Source organism: Streptomyces sp. WAC00040, from assembly GCF_056835925.1.
On the sequence record NZ_JAKQZE010000001.1, the window covers coordinates 3,001,455 to 3,016,408 of the forward strand.

A 14,954-nucleotide genomic window follows, 5' to 3' on the forward strand; every position below is an offset into this window, starting at 1 on the left:
GGGACGGTCGTAACGCATGGCCAGGGAATTCCAACGCGGCCACAAGGCCAAGATCAGTGATCTCACTCCGGGAACGGATCTGTACGTAGGCGTGCAGATCGCGGCTCCTGGTCTGACCTTCGACATCAGCTGCTTCGGACTTGATGCCAACGAGCAGCTCTCCGACGACCGGTACTTCATCTTCTTCAATCAGCCGAAGTCGCCCGAGGAGTCCATCCAGCTGCTCGGCGCGCAGTCCGGCGACACCGAGTCGTTCCGCGTCACGCTCGACCGCATCCCGGCGAACATCCACAGGCTGTCCTTCACCGCAACGATCGACGGTGCCGGTCAGATGTCGCAGATCGGCCCTGGGTACATCCGCATCGTCGCCGGCGGCGAGGAGGTCGTCCGGTACGCCTTCACCGGCTCCGAGTTCACCACCGAGCGCGCCGTGATGCTGGGTGACTTCTACCTCAAGGACGTCTGGCGTTTCGCCGCCGTCGGCCAGGGGTTCGACGGTGGTCTCGAGGCTCTGCTGAAGAACTTCGGCGGCGAGGTCGCGGAGGAGGAGCCGCCCGCGGCTCAGCAACCGCAGGGCGCCGCGCCGTCGTTCGCCCCGCCCCCGCAGGCGGCGGCCCCGGCCCCGGCCTTCGGCGCGCCCGCACCTCAGGCGCCGCAGGCTCCCCAGACGCCGCAGCCCGCGCCGGCCTTCGGCGCGCCGGCGGGTCAGGCCCCCGCGGCCCCGCAGCCCCAGATGCACAGCGCCCCGACCATGGCGGCGCCGATGACGCCGCCGGCCGGGACCGTCCCCCCGCCCGCTCCGTCCCCGTACGGGCAACCGCCGCAGCAGCCTCAGTACGGGCAGGTTCCCGGGCAGATGCCCGGACAGGTCCCAGGGCAGATGCAGCAGCCCGGCATGCCGTCGCCATACGGCCAGCAGGCTCCCGCCCCGTACGGTCAGCAGCCCTCCGGCATGCCACAGGGCGGGATGCCGCAAGGCGTTCCGCAGGGCGTGCCCCAGGCCGGCGCCGGCCTGCAGGCGGCCCTTCAGCCGTACCGTGAGACGGCCACCGGCCAGCGGTGGACCCCGCAGAACCAGCAGCTCATGCGGGTCGACCTGACCATGGGCGGCATGCCCGTGCTGGCACGCCAGGGCAGCATGGTCATGTACCAGGGCAAGGTCGACTTCAGCTACAAGGGCGCCGGCTTCGCCGGCCGGGTCGTCGGTAACGCCACCGGCCAGGAGATGCAGTTGATGCGCTGCACCGGACGCGGCCAGGTGTTCCTCGCCGAGGACGGCTCGCACCTGCACCCCATCGAGCTCCAGGGCGACGGGATCTGCGTCTCCGCAGAGAACGTCCTCGCCTTCGACGAGTCCCTTCAGCACGAGGTCCGCCGCATCGAGGGCCACGGCATTCCGGGCGGCGCGCTGTTCACGATGATGTTCCAGGGCACGGGCACGGTCGTCGTCAAGACGCACGGCATCCCCGTGGTCCTGCCGGTCACGCCGACCACGTTCGCCGACTGCAACGCGGTCGTCGCCTGGTCGGCCGCCTCGCAGGTGATCCTCTCCAGCCAGGTCCGCCTGCGCCGCAACGCCTACCCGGGACACAGCGGAGAGACCGTGAACCTCCAGTTCCGGGGCGCCCCCGGCAACTTCATCGTCGTCCAGCCGTACGAGGTCTGAGGGAGCCCTGTCAATGAACCAGCAACTCGCGGGCTTCGCCCCGACCCCCATGGTGGCCCGGATGGAGAACCACGGCCGCACCATGCTCAAGGTCGCCATGGCCACCGGCCAGGACCTGTACGCGCGCACCGGCTCGATGGTCGCCTACGAGGGCTTCGTCCAGTACGAGCCCAACCCGCCCGCCGTCCGCCAGGTCGCGGCGCAGTGGGTCACCGGCGAGGGCGCGCCCATCATGAAGTGCTCCGGTGACGGCCTGCTCTACCTCGCCGACTACGGCGCCGACGTCGTCGTCATCAACCTCAACAACGACTCCCTGTCGGTCAACGGCACGAACGTCCTCGCCTTCGACGCGCACCTCCAGTGGGGCGTCGAGAAGGTCAAGGGCCTGGCCAAGTTCGCCGGCCAGGGCCTGTGGAACGTGGAGATCGCGGGCACCGGCTGGGTCGCCCTGACCTCACGCGGCACGCCCATCGTCGTCGACTGCGGCCGCGGCGAGGACGAGACGTACGTCGACCCCGACGCGCTCGTCGCCTGGTCCCCGAACCTGAAGGTGAAGGGCAAGCGCAGCTTCAAGGCGTCCTCGCTGATCGGGCGGGGCAGCGGAGAGGCCTACCAGATGGCCTTCTCCGGCCAGGGCATCGTCGTCGTACAGCCGAGCGAGGACAGCACCGACCGCCTGCGGATCCGGGGCTGAGGGGGAGCGGGAACACATCATGCAGAGTCCTCTTTTCAGCAACACAGAACAGCAGAGCCAGGACCGGTACGTCGTCCAGAACCCGCAGCTCCTGCGGGTCTCGCTGACCGGCCACGACGACATCCTGGCCCGCAAGGGCGCCATGGTTGCCTACCAGGGGCTCGTCGACTTCGACGGCGAATACCAGACGAGCAGCCAGCGCAGGGCCCGCGCCAACACCGGTGAGGGTCTCGACCTGATGCGCTGCTCCGGGCAGGGCACGGTCTACTTCGCCAACCTCGCGCAGTACGTCCACGTGGTGGACGTCGACCAGGAGGGCATGACGGTCGACAGCTCCTACGTCCTGGCGCTCGACTCCACGCTGCACACCGAGGTGATCGCGGTGGACAGCCAGTACGGCATCTCCGGGTCGGGGAAGTACCAGCTCAACATCTCGGGCCGGGGCAAGGTCGCGCTGATGACCTCCGGCCAGCCGCTGATGATGCAGGTAACCCCGGACAAGTACGTCAACGTCGACGCGGACGCCATCGTCGCCTGGTCCTCGGCCCTACGGGTACAGATGCAGGCGCAGACGCACTCCTCCGGTGTCCGCCGGCGCCGCGGCAACACCGGAGAGGGCTGGGAGCTCAGCTTCCTCGGCCAGGGCTTCGCCCTGGTCCAGCCCAGCGAGGTCATGCCGCCGCAGAACGCCGATCTCGGGCAGGGCGTACGCGCCCAGTTCGGAGTCGGCCAGCAGGGCTCCCATGCCCAGAACCAGAACAACGCCTGGAACTAGCGCGGTAGCGCAGCACGGGTAAGGGGCGGTCACCGAGGCGACCGCCCCTTACCCGTGCCCTCACCGGCGCCGGAGAGCTTCCCGCGTGTGCTCCATGAGCCGGACGACGGAGGTGTCGGCCACGCCGGCCACCTCGTCGTAGTGGAACCAGCGCAGGTCCAGTGACTCGTCGCTGATGGCCTCGACCGCTTCCGCCGGGGCGAGGGCCGCGTACTGCACGTCCAGATGCCAGTGGCACGGTGCCGGAATGGCGTGCCGGTCCAGGGTGACCGGACCGCCGGGCAGCAGCGACAGCCCCGCAATCCCGGACTCCTCCGTCGCCTCGCGCAGCGCCGCCGCGGCCAGGGACGTGTCGCCCGGCTCGCAGTGGCCGCCCATCTGCAGCCACATGCCGAGCTTCCTGTGCAGTGTCAGTAGCACCCGCCCGCGCTCGGCATCGATCACCAGGGCGCTCGCCGTCAGGTGTCCCGCCCCGCAGGACTTCCACATGCCGTCCGGATGGGCCTGCAGGTGGTCCAGGTACGTCTGGCGCAGCTCGGCCTGGCCCCCTTGTCCGGCGTAGCCCTTCAGGACGAGGAGCGCGTCTTCGTGGAGGCTCACTTGTCGGTCTCGTCCTCGTCCGTCCCGGAGTCGTCGGCCTTCTCCGTGCCGGGCTTCTGCCCTTGGCCGCCGGCCGCTTCGCCGAGCATCTTGTCCAGCTCGGAGAAGTCCAGCTGCTCACGGTGGACGAAGCCGTCCGGGTCGTCGAGGTCGGTTGCCGTCGGCAGCATGTCGGGGTGCTCCCACAGGGCGTCCCGCCCGTCCATGCCACGGGCGTCGGTCAGCGACGCCCACAGCCGGGCCGCGTCCCGCAGCCTGCGCGGGCGCAGCTGAAGGCCGATCAGGGTGGCGAACGTCTGCTCGGCGGGTCCGCCGGAGGCGCGGCGCCGGCGCAGCGTCTCACGGAGCGCGCCCGCGGACGTCAGACGCGACGAGGCCGCCTCGTGGACCACCGCGTCCACCCAGCCCTCGACGAGCGCGAGAGCGGTCTCCAGGCGGGCCAGGGCGGCCTTCTGCTCGGCGGTGTCCTCCGGCTGGAACATGCCCTGCTGGAGTGCTTCCTGAAGCTGCTCGGGGTGCGTGGGGTCGAACTGGCCGACCACGTCCTCCAGCTTGGAGGTGTCCACCTTGATACCGCGGGCGTAGCCCTCGACCGCGCCGAACAGGTGCGACCGCAGCCACGGCACGTGGGCGAAGAGCCGCTGGTGGGCGGCTTCCCGCAGGGCAAGGTACAGCCGGACCTCCTCGCGCGGCACGCCGAGGTCCTTGCCGAGCGCCTCCACGTTCAGCGGGAGCAGCGCGGCCTTGCCGGCCGGGCCGAGCGGCAGACCGATGTCGGTCGAGCCGACCACCTCGCCCGCCAGCACACCGACGGCCTGGCCGATCTGCTGCCCGAACATCGCGCCGCCCATGGAGCGCATCATCCCGATCAGCGGCCCGGCCATGGCCTGCATCTCCTCGGGCAGCACATCGCCCATGGCGAGGCCTACGCGCTCGGCGACCGGGTCCACGAGCTGCTGCCACGCGGGCAGCGTCGCCTCGACCCACTCCGCGCGGCTCCAGGCGACGGCCGTGCTCGCGCCGGAGGGCAGCGACGTCACGCCGTCCAGCCACAGGTCGGCCAGTCGCACGGCTTCCTCGACAGCGGTCCGCTCGACGGGGCCGACACTCGCGTCCTTGGTGCCGTCCGGTGTGCCCTGGGCGACGGTCTGGCGCGCGATCTGCTTCGCCATGTCCCAGTTGACCGGCCCGCCCTCGTAGCTGAGCATCTGGCCGAGCTGCTGGAAGGCAGCGCCCAGGTCGTTCGGGTTCAGGGAGCCGAACATGGCCGCGAAGGGGTTGTCCCCGCCGCTCTCCCCGAAGCCGAACCCGAAGGGGTCTGCGGGGGAGGACCCGCCGGAGCCCTGGCCACCTCCTGCGGGATCCTTCTTCTTGCCCTCGTCGCCGTTCTCCGGCTCCTCCGGCGGAAGGCCGAATCCGAATGGGGTGTCACTCACGGGTTTCCTCGGCTCGTAGGGCCGCCGGCTTCCTGCCGGCGGCGACTGCCCGACAACACCATCCAGCGTAGACATCCGAACCGCTTATGGGCTCGATGCTCCGCCGACACTGGGCCTGCGGCAGGATGGACGCCACCTGGTGCGTATGCGTCATTCGCTCACGTACTGAAGACAACCGCTGGAGACGCCTGGTGAGTTCCCCAGATCCGCAGGTTCGCGCAGCGCGAAACCACTCAACCCCGGCCGGGGGCCGCGGGCCGTCGGGCCGTGGTCCCGTCGTCGCCGTCACCGGTGCCGCCACCGGCGTGGGCGACCTCCTTACGAGGCGTCTGGCCTCGTCGGAGGAGGTCAAGCAGGTCGTTGCCCTGGACGAACGCCGGGGCGAGGTGTCCGAGGCCCAGTGGCACATTCTCGATGTGCGGGACCCGGCCATCGCCGAGAAGCTGCGCGGCGTCGACGTCGTGGTGCATCTGGCGCTCGACCTCGACCTGGAGTCCGATCCCGCCGCACGGACGGCCTACAACGTGCGCGGCACCCAGACGGTACTGACGGCCGCCGCTGCCGCCGGGGTCCGCCGTGTCGTCCTGTGCACCTCCGCCATGGTCTACGGGGCGCATCCCGACAATGACGTACCTCTCGCGGAGGACGCGGAGCTGCGCGCGACAGCGGAGGCGACGGGTGTCGGCGACCTCCTTGAGATCGAGCGGCTGGCCCGCCGGGCTCCGCGCGCCCACCCCGGTCTCAACGTCACCGTGGTCAGGCCCGCCGTCCTGGTGGGAGGCACCGACACCGCACTCACCCGCTACTTCGAGTCGCCGCGGCTGCTCGTGGTCGCCGGATCACGGCCCACCTGGCAGTTCTGCCACGTGGAGGACCTGGTGAGCGCGCTCGAGTACGCCGCCCTCGAGAAGGTCGAGGGCGAGCTCGCCGTCGGCTGCGACGGGTGGCTGGAGCAGGAGGAGATCGAGGAGCTCAGCGGCATCCGGCGCATGGAGCTGCCCTCGGCGGTCGCCCTGGGCGCCGCGGCCCGGCTCCACCGGATCGGGCTCACGCCCTCGCCCGCCGGGGACCTCGCCTACACGATGCATCCCTGGGTGGTGAGCGTCAGCGGCCTGCACGATGCCGGCTGGCGTCCTCAGTGGACCAACGAGGAGGTGCTGGCCGCGCTCCTGGAGGAGGTGGAGGGCCGGCACACGGTGGCCGGCCGCCGCCTCGGCCGCAAGGACGCCACGGCTGCGGGCGCGGCGGGCGCGACGGTCGCGCTGCTCGGCACGGCGGCTCTGGTCCGCCGGGCGCGCAAGGCACGGCGGAGGATCTGAGGCGGCGGGCGAGGGAGGCTGTAGGAGGCTCCAAACAGGATCGTCCCCTAACGGTCGAACCGGCTGTTCCTCGTTGTGGGTGCCGTACGGCACGATGGACGGCATGGCAAGCACGAACGACCACCCAGGTGAGCAGGCGGCGCAGGACCCGATCCGTCTGCTGGCGATCCGCGACACGCCGCTCTCCCTCGACGAGGTCTTCGCGGCGGTCGGCGACGACGCGACGGGTGGCACAGCGCTGTTCGTCGGCACCGTGCGCAACCACGACGGTGGCGCCGATGTCGACACCCTCGGCTACTCCTGCCATCCCACGGCGGAGGCGGAGATGCGCCGCATCGCGGAGAAGGTCGCCGCCGGCTATCCCGTCCGGGCGCTCGCCGCTGTCCACCGTGTGGGTGACCTCGCGGTCGGGGATCTCGCGGTGGTCGTCGCCGTTTCCTGCCCGCACCGGGGTGAGGCGTTCGAGGCCTGCCGGAAGCTGATCGACGACCTCAAGCACGAGGTGCCGATCTGGAAGCACCAGCGGTTCTCCGACGGCACGGAGGAGTGGGTGGGCGCGTGCTGAGGGCGGTCGGCGGGAATGGTTTTTCGGTGTCTGTCCGCTGAAACGCGGTCAGTAGCCATCCGCCCGATTTGCGTAACCCCACCCCTGCCGTGAGCGTTGAACCGGCAGATGACTAATCTGCTGATCACTCGGTTGTGTGTGCTCATGGGGTAGGGAGGTCGCGATGGCAGTTCTGGCTTGGTTGCTGATCCCGCTGTTCGCTGCTGTCGGTGCGGCGATATGGGCGAGCTGGGCTTCGCGAGACCGTACGAGCGGTGACGTGGCGGAACTCGCAGGCTATGCCCGCTTCCGTGACGCGATGGACAAGACCGCCTCCGGCACCGACGCCGTACGCTCCTGACCGCCCCCATCCGCTGCCGCCCAGCGGCCCCGGACGGCCCGGCCCCGACGGTGCGTCCACAGGCATGTCCCGTACTGTCGTTCCATGCCACGCCGCACCGCGACGATGCTCGCCTCCACCCTCATCTTCATTGCGCTGCTCTGCGCAGGCGTGTTTCTCAAGGTTCCCTACGCGGAGATGTCACCCGGACCGACGGTGAACACTCTCGGGTCCGCGGACGGCGAGCCGGTACTCGACATCTCGGGCCACAAGACGTATCCGACGACCGGCCACCTCAACATGACGACGGTCAGGGTCACCGGCGCCGACTACCAGATGAACCTCCTCGAGGCGGTCTACGGCTGGGTGGCACACGACAATGTCGTCGTGCCGCACGACACCCTCTACCCCAACGGGAAGACGGAGGAGGAGTCGACGCAGGAGAACGCCGAGGAGTTCAGCCAGTCCCAGGAGAGCGCCAAGGTCGCCGCCCTGCGTGAGCTGAAGATGCCGGTCAAGGCCCGCGTCGTCGTCTCCTCCGTGGTCAAGGGATCGCCGTCGCAGAACCGGCTCCACGCCGGCGACGTGATCCGTGCCGTCGACGGCACCGCGATCAAGCAGCCGGAGGACGTCGCCGAGCTCGTCGTGAAGCACAAGCCCGGTGAGGACGTCGTCTTCACCGTGGTGCCCGCGGACGAGGCGGCCGCCGCCGAGAAGGCGGGCAAGGAGCCGACACGGACCAAGAAGGTCACCGTCCCGACGGTGAAGGCGGAGGACGACGGCCGGGCGATCGTCGGGATCCAGGCAGGCACCGACCACACGTTCCCGTTCGAGATCGACATCAATCTGGCCGACGTCGGCGGACCGAGCGCCGGGCTGATGTTCGCGCTCGGCATCGTCGACAAGCTCACCTCCGACGATCTGACCGGTGGCAAGTTCGTCGCCGGCACGGGCACCATCGACGAGTCCGGCAAGGTCGGGCCGATCGGCGGCATCGAGATGAAGCTCGTCGGCGCGCGCAACGCGGGCGCCGAGTACTTCCTCACCCCCAGCGACAACTGCGCCTCCGCGGTCTCCGACATCCCGGACGGACTGACGCTGGTGAAGGTGGACACCATCCAGGACGCGCGGCAGTCACTGGCCAAGATCACTTCGGGCGCCACGGCGGACCTGCCGAGCTGCTCGGCGAGCTGACACCCGCCCACCGGTGCGCGGTCGAAGCGCCGCTCGGCCAGGTACCGCCGCGGGATGACCCGGTGCAGTCCGCTGTCATGCGCTCTGCCGCACGCGTCGGACGGTGCAAGGACGGGCGGCCCTCCGGGGCCGGGCGCCCCCCGGAGGGCCGGGTGGACCACCCCACCCCGAAAGAGGGGGAGGTCCTACGCCTCGAAGGTGGCGGCCAGCGCCTCGGCCAGTCCCGGCACCAGCCCGGCCCCGGTCAGCACCTCGGTCGGGGAGTCCTTCTCCCGCAGTCGCAGTGCCGACTCCCGTGTGCCGTCGCGCAGCACGGCGACCGTCATCCGGACCTCCTGGCGGTCCGGATGCTCGGCGACCCACTTGGTGAGCGCCGCGTCGTCGAGGCCGACCGGTACGGAGGCCTCCGCGGAGGGCGGCAGCATCAGGCGCTCCACGGTCAGGGCGCAGCCGGCCACCGCATCGGGCCAGGCGAGGGTGCCGAGGAACTCGTCGAGCGGGGTGCCGGCAGGGATCTCGTCCTGCTCGACGGGGGTGAGGGGCGCGGCAGTGTCGTCGGCGCCGTCCAGACCGAGCTGGCGGGCGAGGCCCGGCTCCTGGGAACGCAGCTGATGGGTGTCGACGAGGGCGAAGAGCCGGGCCGGCTGGTCCCAGCCGAGACCGGAGGCGTACTCGTCGATCTCGAGCACGGCGCGGGTGAGCGGGCTCGCGGCCATCGGGGGGCCGGAAGAGGAATCGTTGGGCATGGTCAATATCCTGCCTCCTTCCTGCCCCGCGACGGGAACTAGGTAAAGCCTCAGTAAGTTGCATGAGTGGGCTCTACGATCGCGGGGCCCGATTCACACAACCGCGAACTTCGAGGGGCGCACGTTGGCTTTCCAGATGCCGGACCGCGGCGGAGGCCCGACAGGGCCACGGATCAGAATGGGCCGGCCCTCCCGGCGCGTCCGCACCCTGCTCATGACACTGGGTGTCCTGGCCGTCCTGGCCATGGTCTTCGTCATGTTCTCCGGGTTCTGGACCGACTGGCTCTGGTACCGCTCGGTCGACTACTCGTCCGTGTTCACCACCACCCTGTGGACCAAGATCGGCCTGTTCGCCGTCTTCGGTCTGCTGATGGCGACCGCCGTCGGGGTGAACATCTGGCTGGCCCACCGGCTGCGGCCGCCGCTCAGCGCGATGTCGCTGGAGCAGCAGAGCCTCGACCGGTACCGCATGGGCATCGCCCCGTACAAGAAGTGGGTGCTGCTCGCGATCACCGCTCTGGTCGGGCTCATCGCCGGTGCCTCCGCCACGAGCCAGTGGCGTACGTGGCTGATGTGGGTCAACGGAGTCCCCTTCGGACAGAAGGACCCGCAGTTCCGGATGGATGTCGCGTTCTACGCGTTCGACCTCCCCTGGTACCGGTTCCTGCTCGGCTTCGGCTTCGCGGCCGTCGTGCTGTCGGTGATCGCCGCCGCGCTGACCCACTATCTGTACGGCGGGCTGCGCATCACCAGCCCCGGCGCCCGTGCGACTGCCGCGGCCACCGGCCATCTGTCGGTGCTGCTCGGCCTGTTCGTCGCCCTGAAGGCCGTTGCGTACTGGCTGGACCGCTACGGGCTCGCCGTGAAGTCCAGTGACTTCAAGGCGACCGACAACTGGACGGGACTGCGCTACGTCGACGCCAACGCCTACCTTCCGGCGAAGACGATCCTCTTCTGCATCGCCGTCATCTGCGCGCTGCTGTTCTTCGCGACGCTGTGGCGCCGCACATGGCAGCTGCCGGTGATCGGCTTCGGCCTGATGGTGCTCTCGGCGATCCTGATCGGCGGCCTGTACCCGGCCATAGTTCAGAAGTTCCAGGTCCAGCCGAACGAGCAGGCCAAGGAAGCGCCGTACATCGAGAAGAACATCGACGCGACCCGCAAGGCCTACGGGATCGACGGCGTCAAGCCCACGGACTACCTGGGCAAGGGCCAGCTGAGGGACCCCGAGCAGCAGCGGAAGAACGCCGACGACGCCGCCAGCTACCGCATAAACGACCCGAACATCGTGTCGCCGACGTTCCAGCAGCTGGAGCAGGAGCGGAAGTACTACCAGTTCCCGGCGACCCTGGACGTCGACCGCTACAAGGGTCAGGACACGGTCATCGGTCTGCGCGAGCTCAACCTCGCAGGCGTCGACAAGCGCAACTGGATCAACGACCACTTCACCTACACCCACGGCTTCGGCGCTGTCACGGCCAAGGGCACCGACACCGCCGCGGGCACGAGCGGCGCCCCGGACTTCACGGATTCCGGTCTGCCGACCAAGGGCATGCTCGGCGACTACGAGCAGCGGATCTACTACGGCGAGAAGACCACGCAGTACTCGATCGTGGGCGGCCCCCAGAAGGAGCTGGACTACGAGCGGGACGGCGGCGGCCAGGTCACCACGAGCTACAAGGGCAAGGGCGGCATCGACGTCTCGGGCCCGCTCAACCGCGCCGCGTACGCCGTCGCCTTCAGCGAGCCGCAGATCATGTACTCGGGCGCCATCGGCGACGGTTCCAAGATCCTCTACAACCGCACGCCCAAGGAGCGCGTCGAGGCGGTGGCCCCGTGGCTGACGATCGACGGCGACGCGTACCCCGCCGTGATCGGCAAGCGGATCCAGTGGGTCATCGACGCCTACACCACCACCAACGGCTACCCCTACGCCTCGCGTACGACGCTGGGTGACACCACGGCAGACTCGCTGACCGACCGGCAGCGCGCGGTGGTCGCGCAGCAGAACCAGGTCAACTACATCCGCAACTCGGTGAAGGCCACCGTCGACGCCTACGACGGCACCGTCACGCTGTACGAGTGGGACGAGAACGACCCGGTGCTGAAGACCTGGAAGAAGGCCTTCCCCGGCACGGTGAAGGCCAAGGGCGACATCCCGGCCGAGCTGAGGGAGCACCTGCGCTACCCGCAGGACATGTTCAAGGTGCAGCGCGAGCTGCTGGCCCTCTACCACGTCACGGACGCGGGCCAGTTCTACAACGCGAGTGACGCCTGGCAGGTGCCCAACGACCCGACCAAGTCGGACAGCAACGCGGTTCCGCCGTACTACCTGTCGATGAAGCTGCCGGGTGACAAGGCGCAGCAGTTCTCGCTGACGACGACCTTCACCCCCAGTGGACGGCCCAACCTGCGGGCGTTCATGGCGGTCGACGCCGACGCCAAGAGCAGCGACTACGGCCGCATCCAACTGCTGCGGGTGACGGACGACAATGTCGACGGACCCGAGCAGGTGCAGAGCCGGCTCAACCGGCACGGGCCCATCGCCACATATGTCCGTGACCTCAAGGGTGCGGATTCGACGATCAAGTACGGCAATCTGCTGACGGTTCCGCTCGACAGAGGCTTCCTGTACGTCGAACCCATCTACGCCCAGGGACGCGGATCCGAGTTCCCGCTCCTGAGCAAGGTCGCGGTCGTCTACGGCCAGAAGATCGGTTTCGCCGACGACCTCTCCGGCGCGCTCGGTCAGGTCTTCGGCGCGGAGGGGGCGCCGGACGAGGAGACCCCGCCGGCCGATCCGGACGAGCCGCCCACCGAGCCCACCGAACCGCCGGCCACCGGTGACGCTGCGCTCCAGGACGCCATCGCGGACGCCCAGAAGGCATACGACGACGCCAGGGCGGCCCTCGAGAAGAACCCGACGGACTGGGCCGCGTACGGCAAGGCGCAGGCAGCCCTGGAGGCCGCCCTGCAGCGGGCGGCCGACGCGCAGAAGGCGCAACCGGAGTCCGCGCCGGGTGCGGAGGCGACCCCAGGCGCCGAACCGGACGCGAAACCGGACGAAGGGGCGCCGGGGGACTGAGGACCACCGGGCTGAGCAGGCACCATCCCGCGTCGTGGTACGGTTGCAACACAACGACGCGGGGTGGAGCAGCTCGGTAGCTCGCTGGGCTCATAACCCAGAGGTCGCAGGTTCAAATCCTGTCCCCGCTACTGAAGAAGAGGGCCCGGATCCTTCAGGATCCGGGCCCTCTTCATGTTCGCACGCATCTTGTGACGCCGAAGTGCGCGCCGTGGGCGGTGAGTTGGTCCCGAACGTGTTTGACTTATCCATCTGTGGGCATGTCGACAAAACGCTGAAGTGACCTCACTGGCTGCGGTATACCAGGTGTACGCGGGTTGCAGGTGGTGCGACGATGGAATTTATGGGGGACAGGGCAACTCTGTTGGAGACAGGGCGGTTTGTGCAGCCGCATGCTGGAAACGCGGCGGACGCGATCGACGTCGCGGTCCGTGCCGACCACACGGGCAAGGGCCGGAGCGGCACCGGCCACGACGACACGGACGACAGCAGCGCCGACACCGTGGAGACCGCCGGCGCGGAGGCGCGCCATCGGAGCGCCGCCGACGCCGGTGACACCGCGGCGATGAGCGTCCTCGGCGCGCTGCTGCTGCGCCGCGGGGACCTCGACGGGGCGGAGCCCTACCTTCGGGGCGCCACCGCCGACGGCGACCGCGCCGCGGCCAACAACCTGGGCGTGCTCCTTCATCAGCGGGGCTACGCGGACGAGGCGGCCGGCTGGTGGCGGATCGCTGCCGTGGCCGGATCCGCCGCCGCCGCGCACGCGCTGGGACGTCACTTCCGTGAGCGGGGCGACGAGCCGGCCGCCGAGTACTGGCTGCGCCAGTCCGCGGAGCAGGGCCACGCCCTCGGCGCTTACGCACTCGCCGACCTGCTGGAGCACCGCAGCGACGTGGGCGCCGAGCGCTGGCTGCGCACGGCCGCGGAGCAGGGCCACCGCGAGGCGGCCTACCGGCTCGCCCGCGCCCTGGAACGCCGGGCGGTGGAGGAGTGCCGCAAGACCGACGGCGTCGGCAGGCTGGTCGGCGCCGGCCCCGCGGAGCCGGGTCCCGCGAGGGACGTGGTGAGGCGGGCCCGTCGCGGCGAGGACGGAGCACGGTCCGCCGGTGTGTCCAAGGGCGGTGCGGGACGGCCCGGGGCGCGTCGCGACGAGCCGGCGTCCGTGCCGACGGGCCCGGGTGCCGTCGGCACGACCGACCCGGCGCTGCGCGTGCTCGTCGACGCGGAAGTGGCAGCCGGCGAGCACCCCGCCGGACGCCGTACACGCGACGGCCGTCTCCGTGCGAGCGCCCCCGGCGCGCAGGAGCAGTCCGCGGATCAGGGCGGGGCCCTGCTCGACGAGGCCGCCCAGTGGTACCGGCAGGCCGCCGCGCGAGGTCACCGGCGGGCCGCCCTGCACCTGGGGGCGATCCTCGAGAGGCGCGGCCGGCTGAAGGAGGCCGGGCGCTGGTACCTCACGGCCGCCAAGGACGGCGAGGCCCGCGCCGCCTGCGCGCTCGCCTTCCTGCTGCGCGACGCGGGCGACGAGGAGAGCGCCGCCGTGTGGTGGCTGCGAGCGGCCCAGGAGGGCGACGGCAACGCGGCCAACGCCCTCGGTGCGCTGCATGCTGCCAGGGGTGAGCCGCAGACGGCGGAGCGCTGGTACCGCGCCGCCATGGACGCGGGCGACGTCAACGGCGCGTACAACCTGGGTCTGCTCTGCGCTGCCCAGGAACGTACGGCCCAGGCCGAGCAGTGGTACCGCCGCGCCGCCTACGCCGGACACCGTGAGGCCGCCAACGCCCTCGCCGTCCTGCTGCTCCAGGCGGGCGACCCGGTCGGCGCCGAGCCGTGGTTCTCCAAGGCGGCGGAGGCAGGCAGCGTCGACGCCGCCTTCAACCTGGGCATTCTCCACGCCGGCCGCGACGACGACCGTACCGCTCTCGCCTGGTACGAGCGCGCCGCGGCGGCCGGGCACACCGAGGCGGCGCTCCAGGTCGGCATCGCCCTGCTCAGGGACGGTGACGAGCACGGCGCGGAGCGTCATTTGCGCTGCGCCGCGGGCGGCGGCAGCGCGGAGGCGGCGTTCCGGCTCGCCACTGTGCTGGACGCCCGCCGCCCGCCGCCCGGTCCGCCGGCCCTCGGCGAGCCGGTGGCTGAGAAGAGCGAGTGCGAGGAGTGGTACGAGAGGGCCGCCGAGCAGGGCCACCGTCGCGCCCAGGTACGAGTGGGCATGCTGGCCGCCGCCCGCGGTGACATGACCGACGCCGCCCGCTGGTACCGCGAGGCGGCGGAGGCGGGCAGCCGCAGCGGCGCGTTCAACCTGGGGCTCCTCCTCGCCCGCGAGGGCAGCGAACGCGAGGCATCGCTGTGGTGGACGCGGGCCGCGCGGGCCGGGCACGGCAGGGCCGCACTGCGGCTTGCGCTGCTCGCCGCCCGCCGGGGAGAACTGGCCGACGGCCAGCGGTGGTGCGCCAGGGCAGTGGAGCTGGGCCCCGCGGAGGTCACGGAGCGGGCCGCACGCCTGCGCGAGGCACTGCTCCAGGAACTCACCGCTTAAGGCCTGTCCGGGCGGT

Annotated in this window: 12 protein-coding genes and 1 tRNA gene; 10 read left to right on the top strand and 3 right to left on the bottom strand. The window is 70.6% G+C overall.

The genetic code is table 11. The annotated features are described in order from the left end of the window. The first annotated feature begins 16 nt into the window (after window positions 1-16). The 3 genes from MDN94_RS14080 to MDN94_RS14090 are packed head-to-tail and all read left to right on the top strand — an operon-like array spanning window position 17 to window position 3,135. Window positions 17-1,666: a TerD family protein gene (locus MDN94_RS14080; RefSeq protein ID WP_482726163.1), complete on the top strand. Its 1,650-nt coding sequence runs from the start codon at window positions 17-19 to the stop codon at window positions 1,664-1,666. A gap of 13 nt (window positions 1,667-1,679) precedes the next feature. After that, window positions 1,680-2,360, top strand: a complete 681-nt coding sequence (locus MDN94_RS14085) for an AIM24 family protein (protein ID WP_482726164.1) — start codon at window positions 1,680-1,682, stop codon at window positions 2,358-2,360. A 19-nt stretch (window positions 2,361-2,379) separates the two neighbouring features. Next, complete coding sequence (locus MDN94_RS14090) at window positions 2,380-3,135, top strand: AIM24 family protein (protein WP_482726165.1); 756 nt, start codon at window positions 2,380-2,382, stop codon at window positions 3,133-3,135. A 60-nt stretch (window positions 3,136-3,195) separates the two neighbouring features. On the opposite strand, the gene MDN94_RS14095 is transcribed toward MDN94_RS14090, so the two are convergent. Both MDN94_RS14095 and MDN94_RS14100 read right to left on the bottom strand, forming a co-directional pair. Continuing rightward, the gene (locus tag MDN94_RS14095; protein ID WP_482726166.1) at window positions 3,196-3,735 is read right to left on the bottom strand and encodes an NUDIX hydrolase; all 540 of its coding nucleotides are present in this window, start codon (window positions 3,733-3,735) and stop codon (window positions 3,196-3,198) included. After that, on the bottom strand, window positions 3,732-5,171 hold the full coding sequence (locus MDN94_RS14100) for a zinc-dependent metalloprotease (protein ID WP_453464494.1): 1,440 nt from the start codon (window positions 5,169-5,171) through the stop codon (window positions 3,732-3,734). Before MDN94_RS14100 ends, MDN94_RS14095 begins: the two co-directional genes overlap by 4 nt. 191 nt (window positions 5,172-5,362) lie before the next feature. Between MDN94_RS14100 and MDN94_RS14105 the strand changes: the two genes are divergently transcribed. From MDN94_RS14105 to MDN94_RS14120, 4 genes are all read left to right on the top strand, one after another. Beyond that, window positions 5,363-6,490 carry an SDR family oxidoreductase gene (locus tag MDN94_RS14105; protein WP_482726167.1) on the top strand — a complete coding sequence of 376 codons (1,128 nt, stop codon included), beginning with the start codon at window positions 5,363-5,365 and terminating at the stop codon, window positions 6,488-6,490. Between the two features lie 103 nt (window positions 6,491-6,593). Next, complete coding sequence (locus MDN94_RS14110) at window positions 6,594-7,055, top strand: molybdenum cofactor biosynthesis protein MoaE (RefSeq protein WP_482726168.1); 462 nt, start codon at window positions 6,594-6,596, stop codon at window positions 7,053-7,055. A 163-nt stretch (window positions 7,056-7,218) separates the two neighbouring features. Next, a complete protein-coding gene (locus tag MDN94_RS14115; protein WP_364592502.1) occupies window positions 7,219-7,395 on the top strand; it encodes a hypothetical protein in 177 nt (58 codons plus the stop codon). Between the two features lie 84 nt (window positions 7,396-7,479). Continuing rightward, window positions 7,480-8,568, top strand: a complete 1,089-nt coding sequence (locus MDN94_RS14120) for a YlbL family protein (protein ID WP_482726169.1) — start codon at window positions 7,480-7,482, stop codon at window positions 8,566-8,568. Window positions 8,569-8,753: 185 nt separating this feature from the next. Here MDN94_RS14120 and MDN94_RS14125 read toward each other — a convergent pair whose 3' ends face one another. Next, complete coding sequence (locus MDN94_RS14125; RefSeq protein ID WP_453464484.1) at window positions 8,754-9,314, bottom strand: PPA1309 family protein; 561 nt, start codon at window positions 9,312-9,314, stop codon at window positions 8,754-8,756. 136 nt (window positions 9,315-9,450) lie between these two features. Between MDN94_RS14125 and MDN94_RS14130 the strand changes: the two genes are divergently transcribed. From MDN94_RS14130 to MDN94_RS14140, 3 genes are all read left to right on the top strand, one after another. Continuing rightward, entirely contained in the window at window positions 9,451-12,399 is a 2,949-nt protein-coding gene (locus MDN94_RS14130; RefSeq protein WP_482727073.1) for a UPF0182 family membrane protein, read from the top strand. A 57-nt stretch (window positions 12,400-12,456) separates the two neighbouring features. Further along, window positions 12,457-12,530: transfer RNA gene (locus MDN94_RS14135), tRNA-Met, on the top strand. Window positions 12,531-12,733: 203 nt separating this feature from the next. Continuing rightward, on the top strand, window positions 12,734-14,938 hold the full coding sequence (locus MDN94_RS14140; protein WP_482726170.1) for a tetratricopeptide repeat protein: 2,205 nt from the start codon (window positions 12,734-12,736) through the stop codon (window positions 14,936-14,938). Window positions 14,939-14,954: the final 16 nt, after the last annotated feature.

Coding starts and splice junctions, on each gene's coding strand:
- MDN94_RS14090 (WP_482726165.1), top strand. CDS start 2,380: ATGCAGAGTCCTCTTTTCAGCAACACAGAACAGCAGAGCCAGGACCGG.
- MDN94_RS14085 (WP_482726164.1), top strand. CDS start 1,680: ATGAACCAGCAACTCGCGGGCTTCGCCCCGACCCCCATGGTGGCCCGG.
- MDN94_RS14115 (WP_364592502.1), top strand. CDS start 7,219: ATGGCAGTTCTGGCTTGGTTGCTGATCCCGCTGTTCGCTGCTGTCGGT.
- MDN94_RS14080 (WP_482726163.1), top strand. CDS start 17: ATGGCCAGGGAATTCCAACGCGGCCACAAGGCCAAGATCAGTGATCTC.
- MDN94_RS14110 (WP_482726168.1), top strand. CDS start 6,594: ATGGCAAGCACGAACGACCACCCAGGTGAGCAGGCGGCGCAGGACCCG.
- MDN94_RS14140 (WP_482726170.1), top strand. CDS start 12,734: ATGGAATTTATGGGGGACAGGGCAACTCTGTTGGAGACAGGGCGGTTT.
- MDN94_RS14125 (WP_453464484.1), bottom strand. CDS start 9,314: ATGCCCAACGATTCCTCTTCCGGCCCCCCGATGGCCGCGAGCCCGCTC.
- MDN94_RS14120 (WP_482726169.1), top strand. CDS start 7,480: ATGCCACGCCGCACCGCGACGATGCTCGCCTCCACCCTCATCTTCATT.
- MDN94_RS14130 (WP_482727073.1), top strand. CDS start 9,451: ATGCCGGACCGCGGCGGAGGCCCGACAGGGCCACGGATCAGAATGGGC.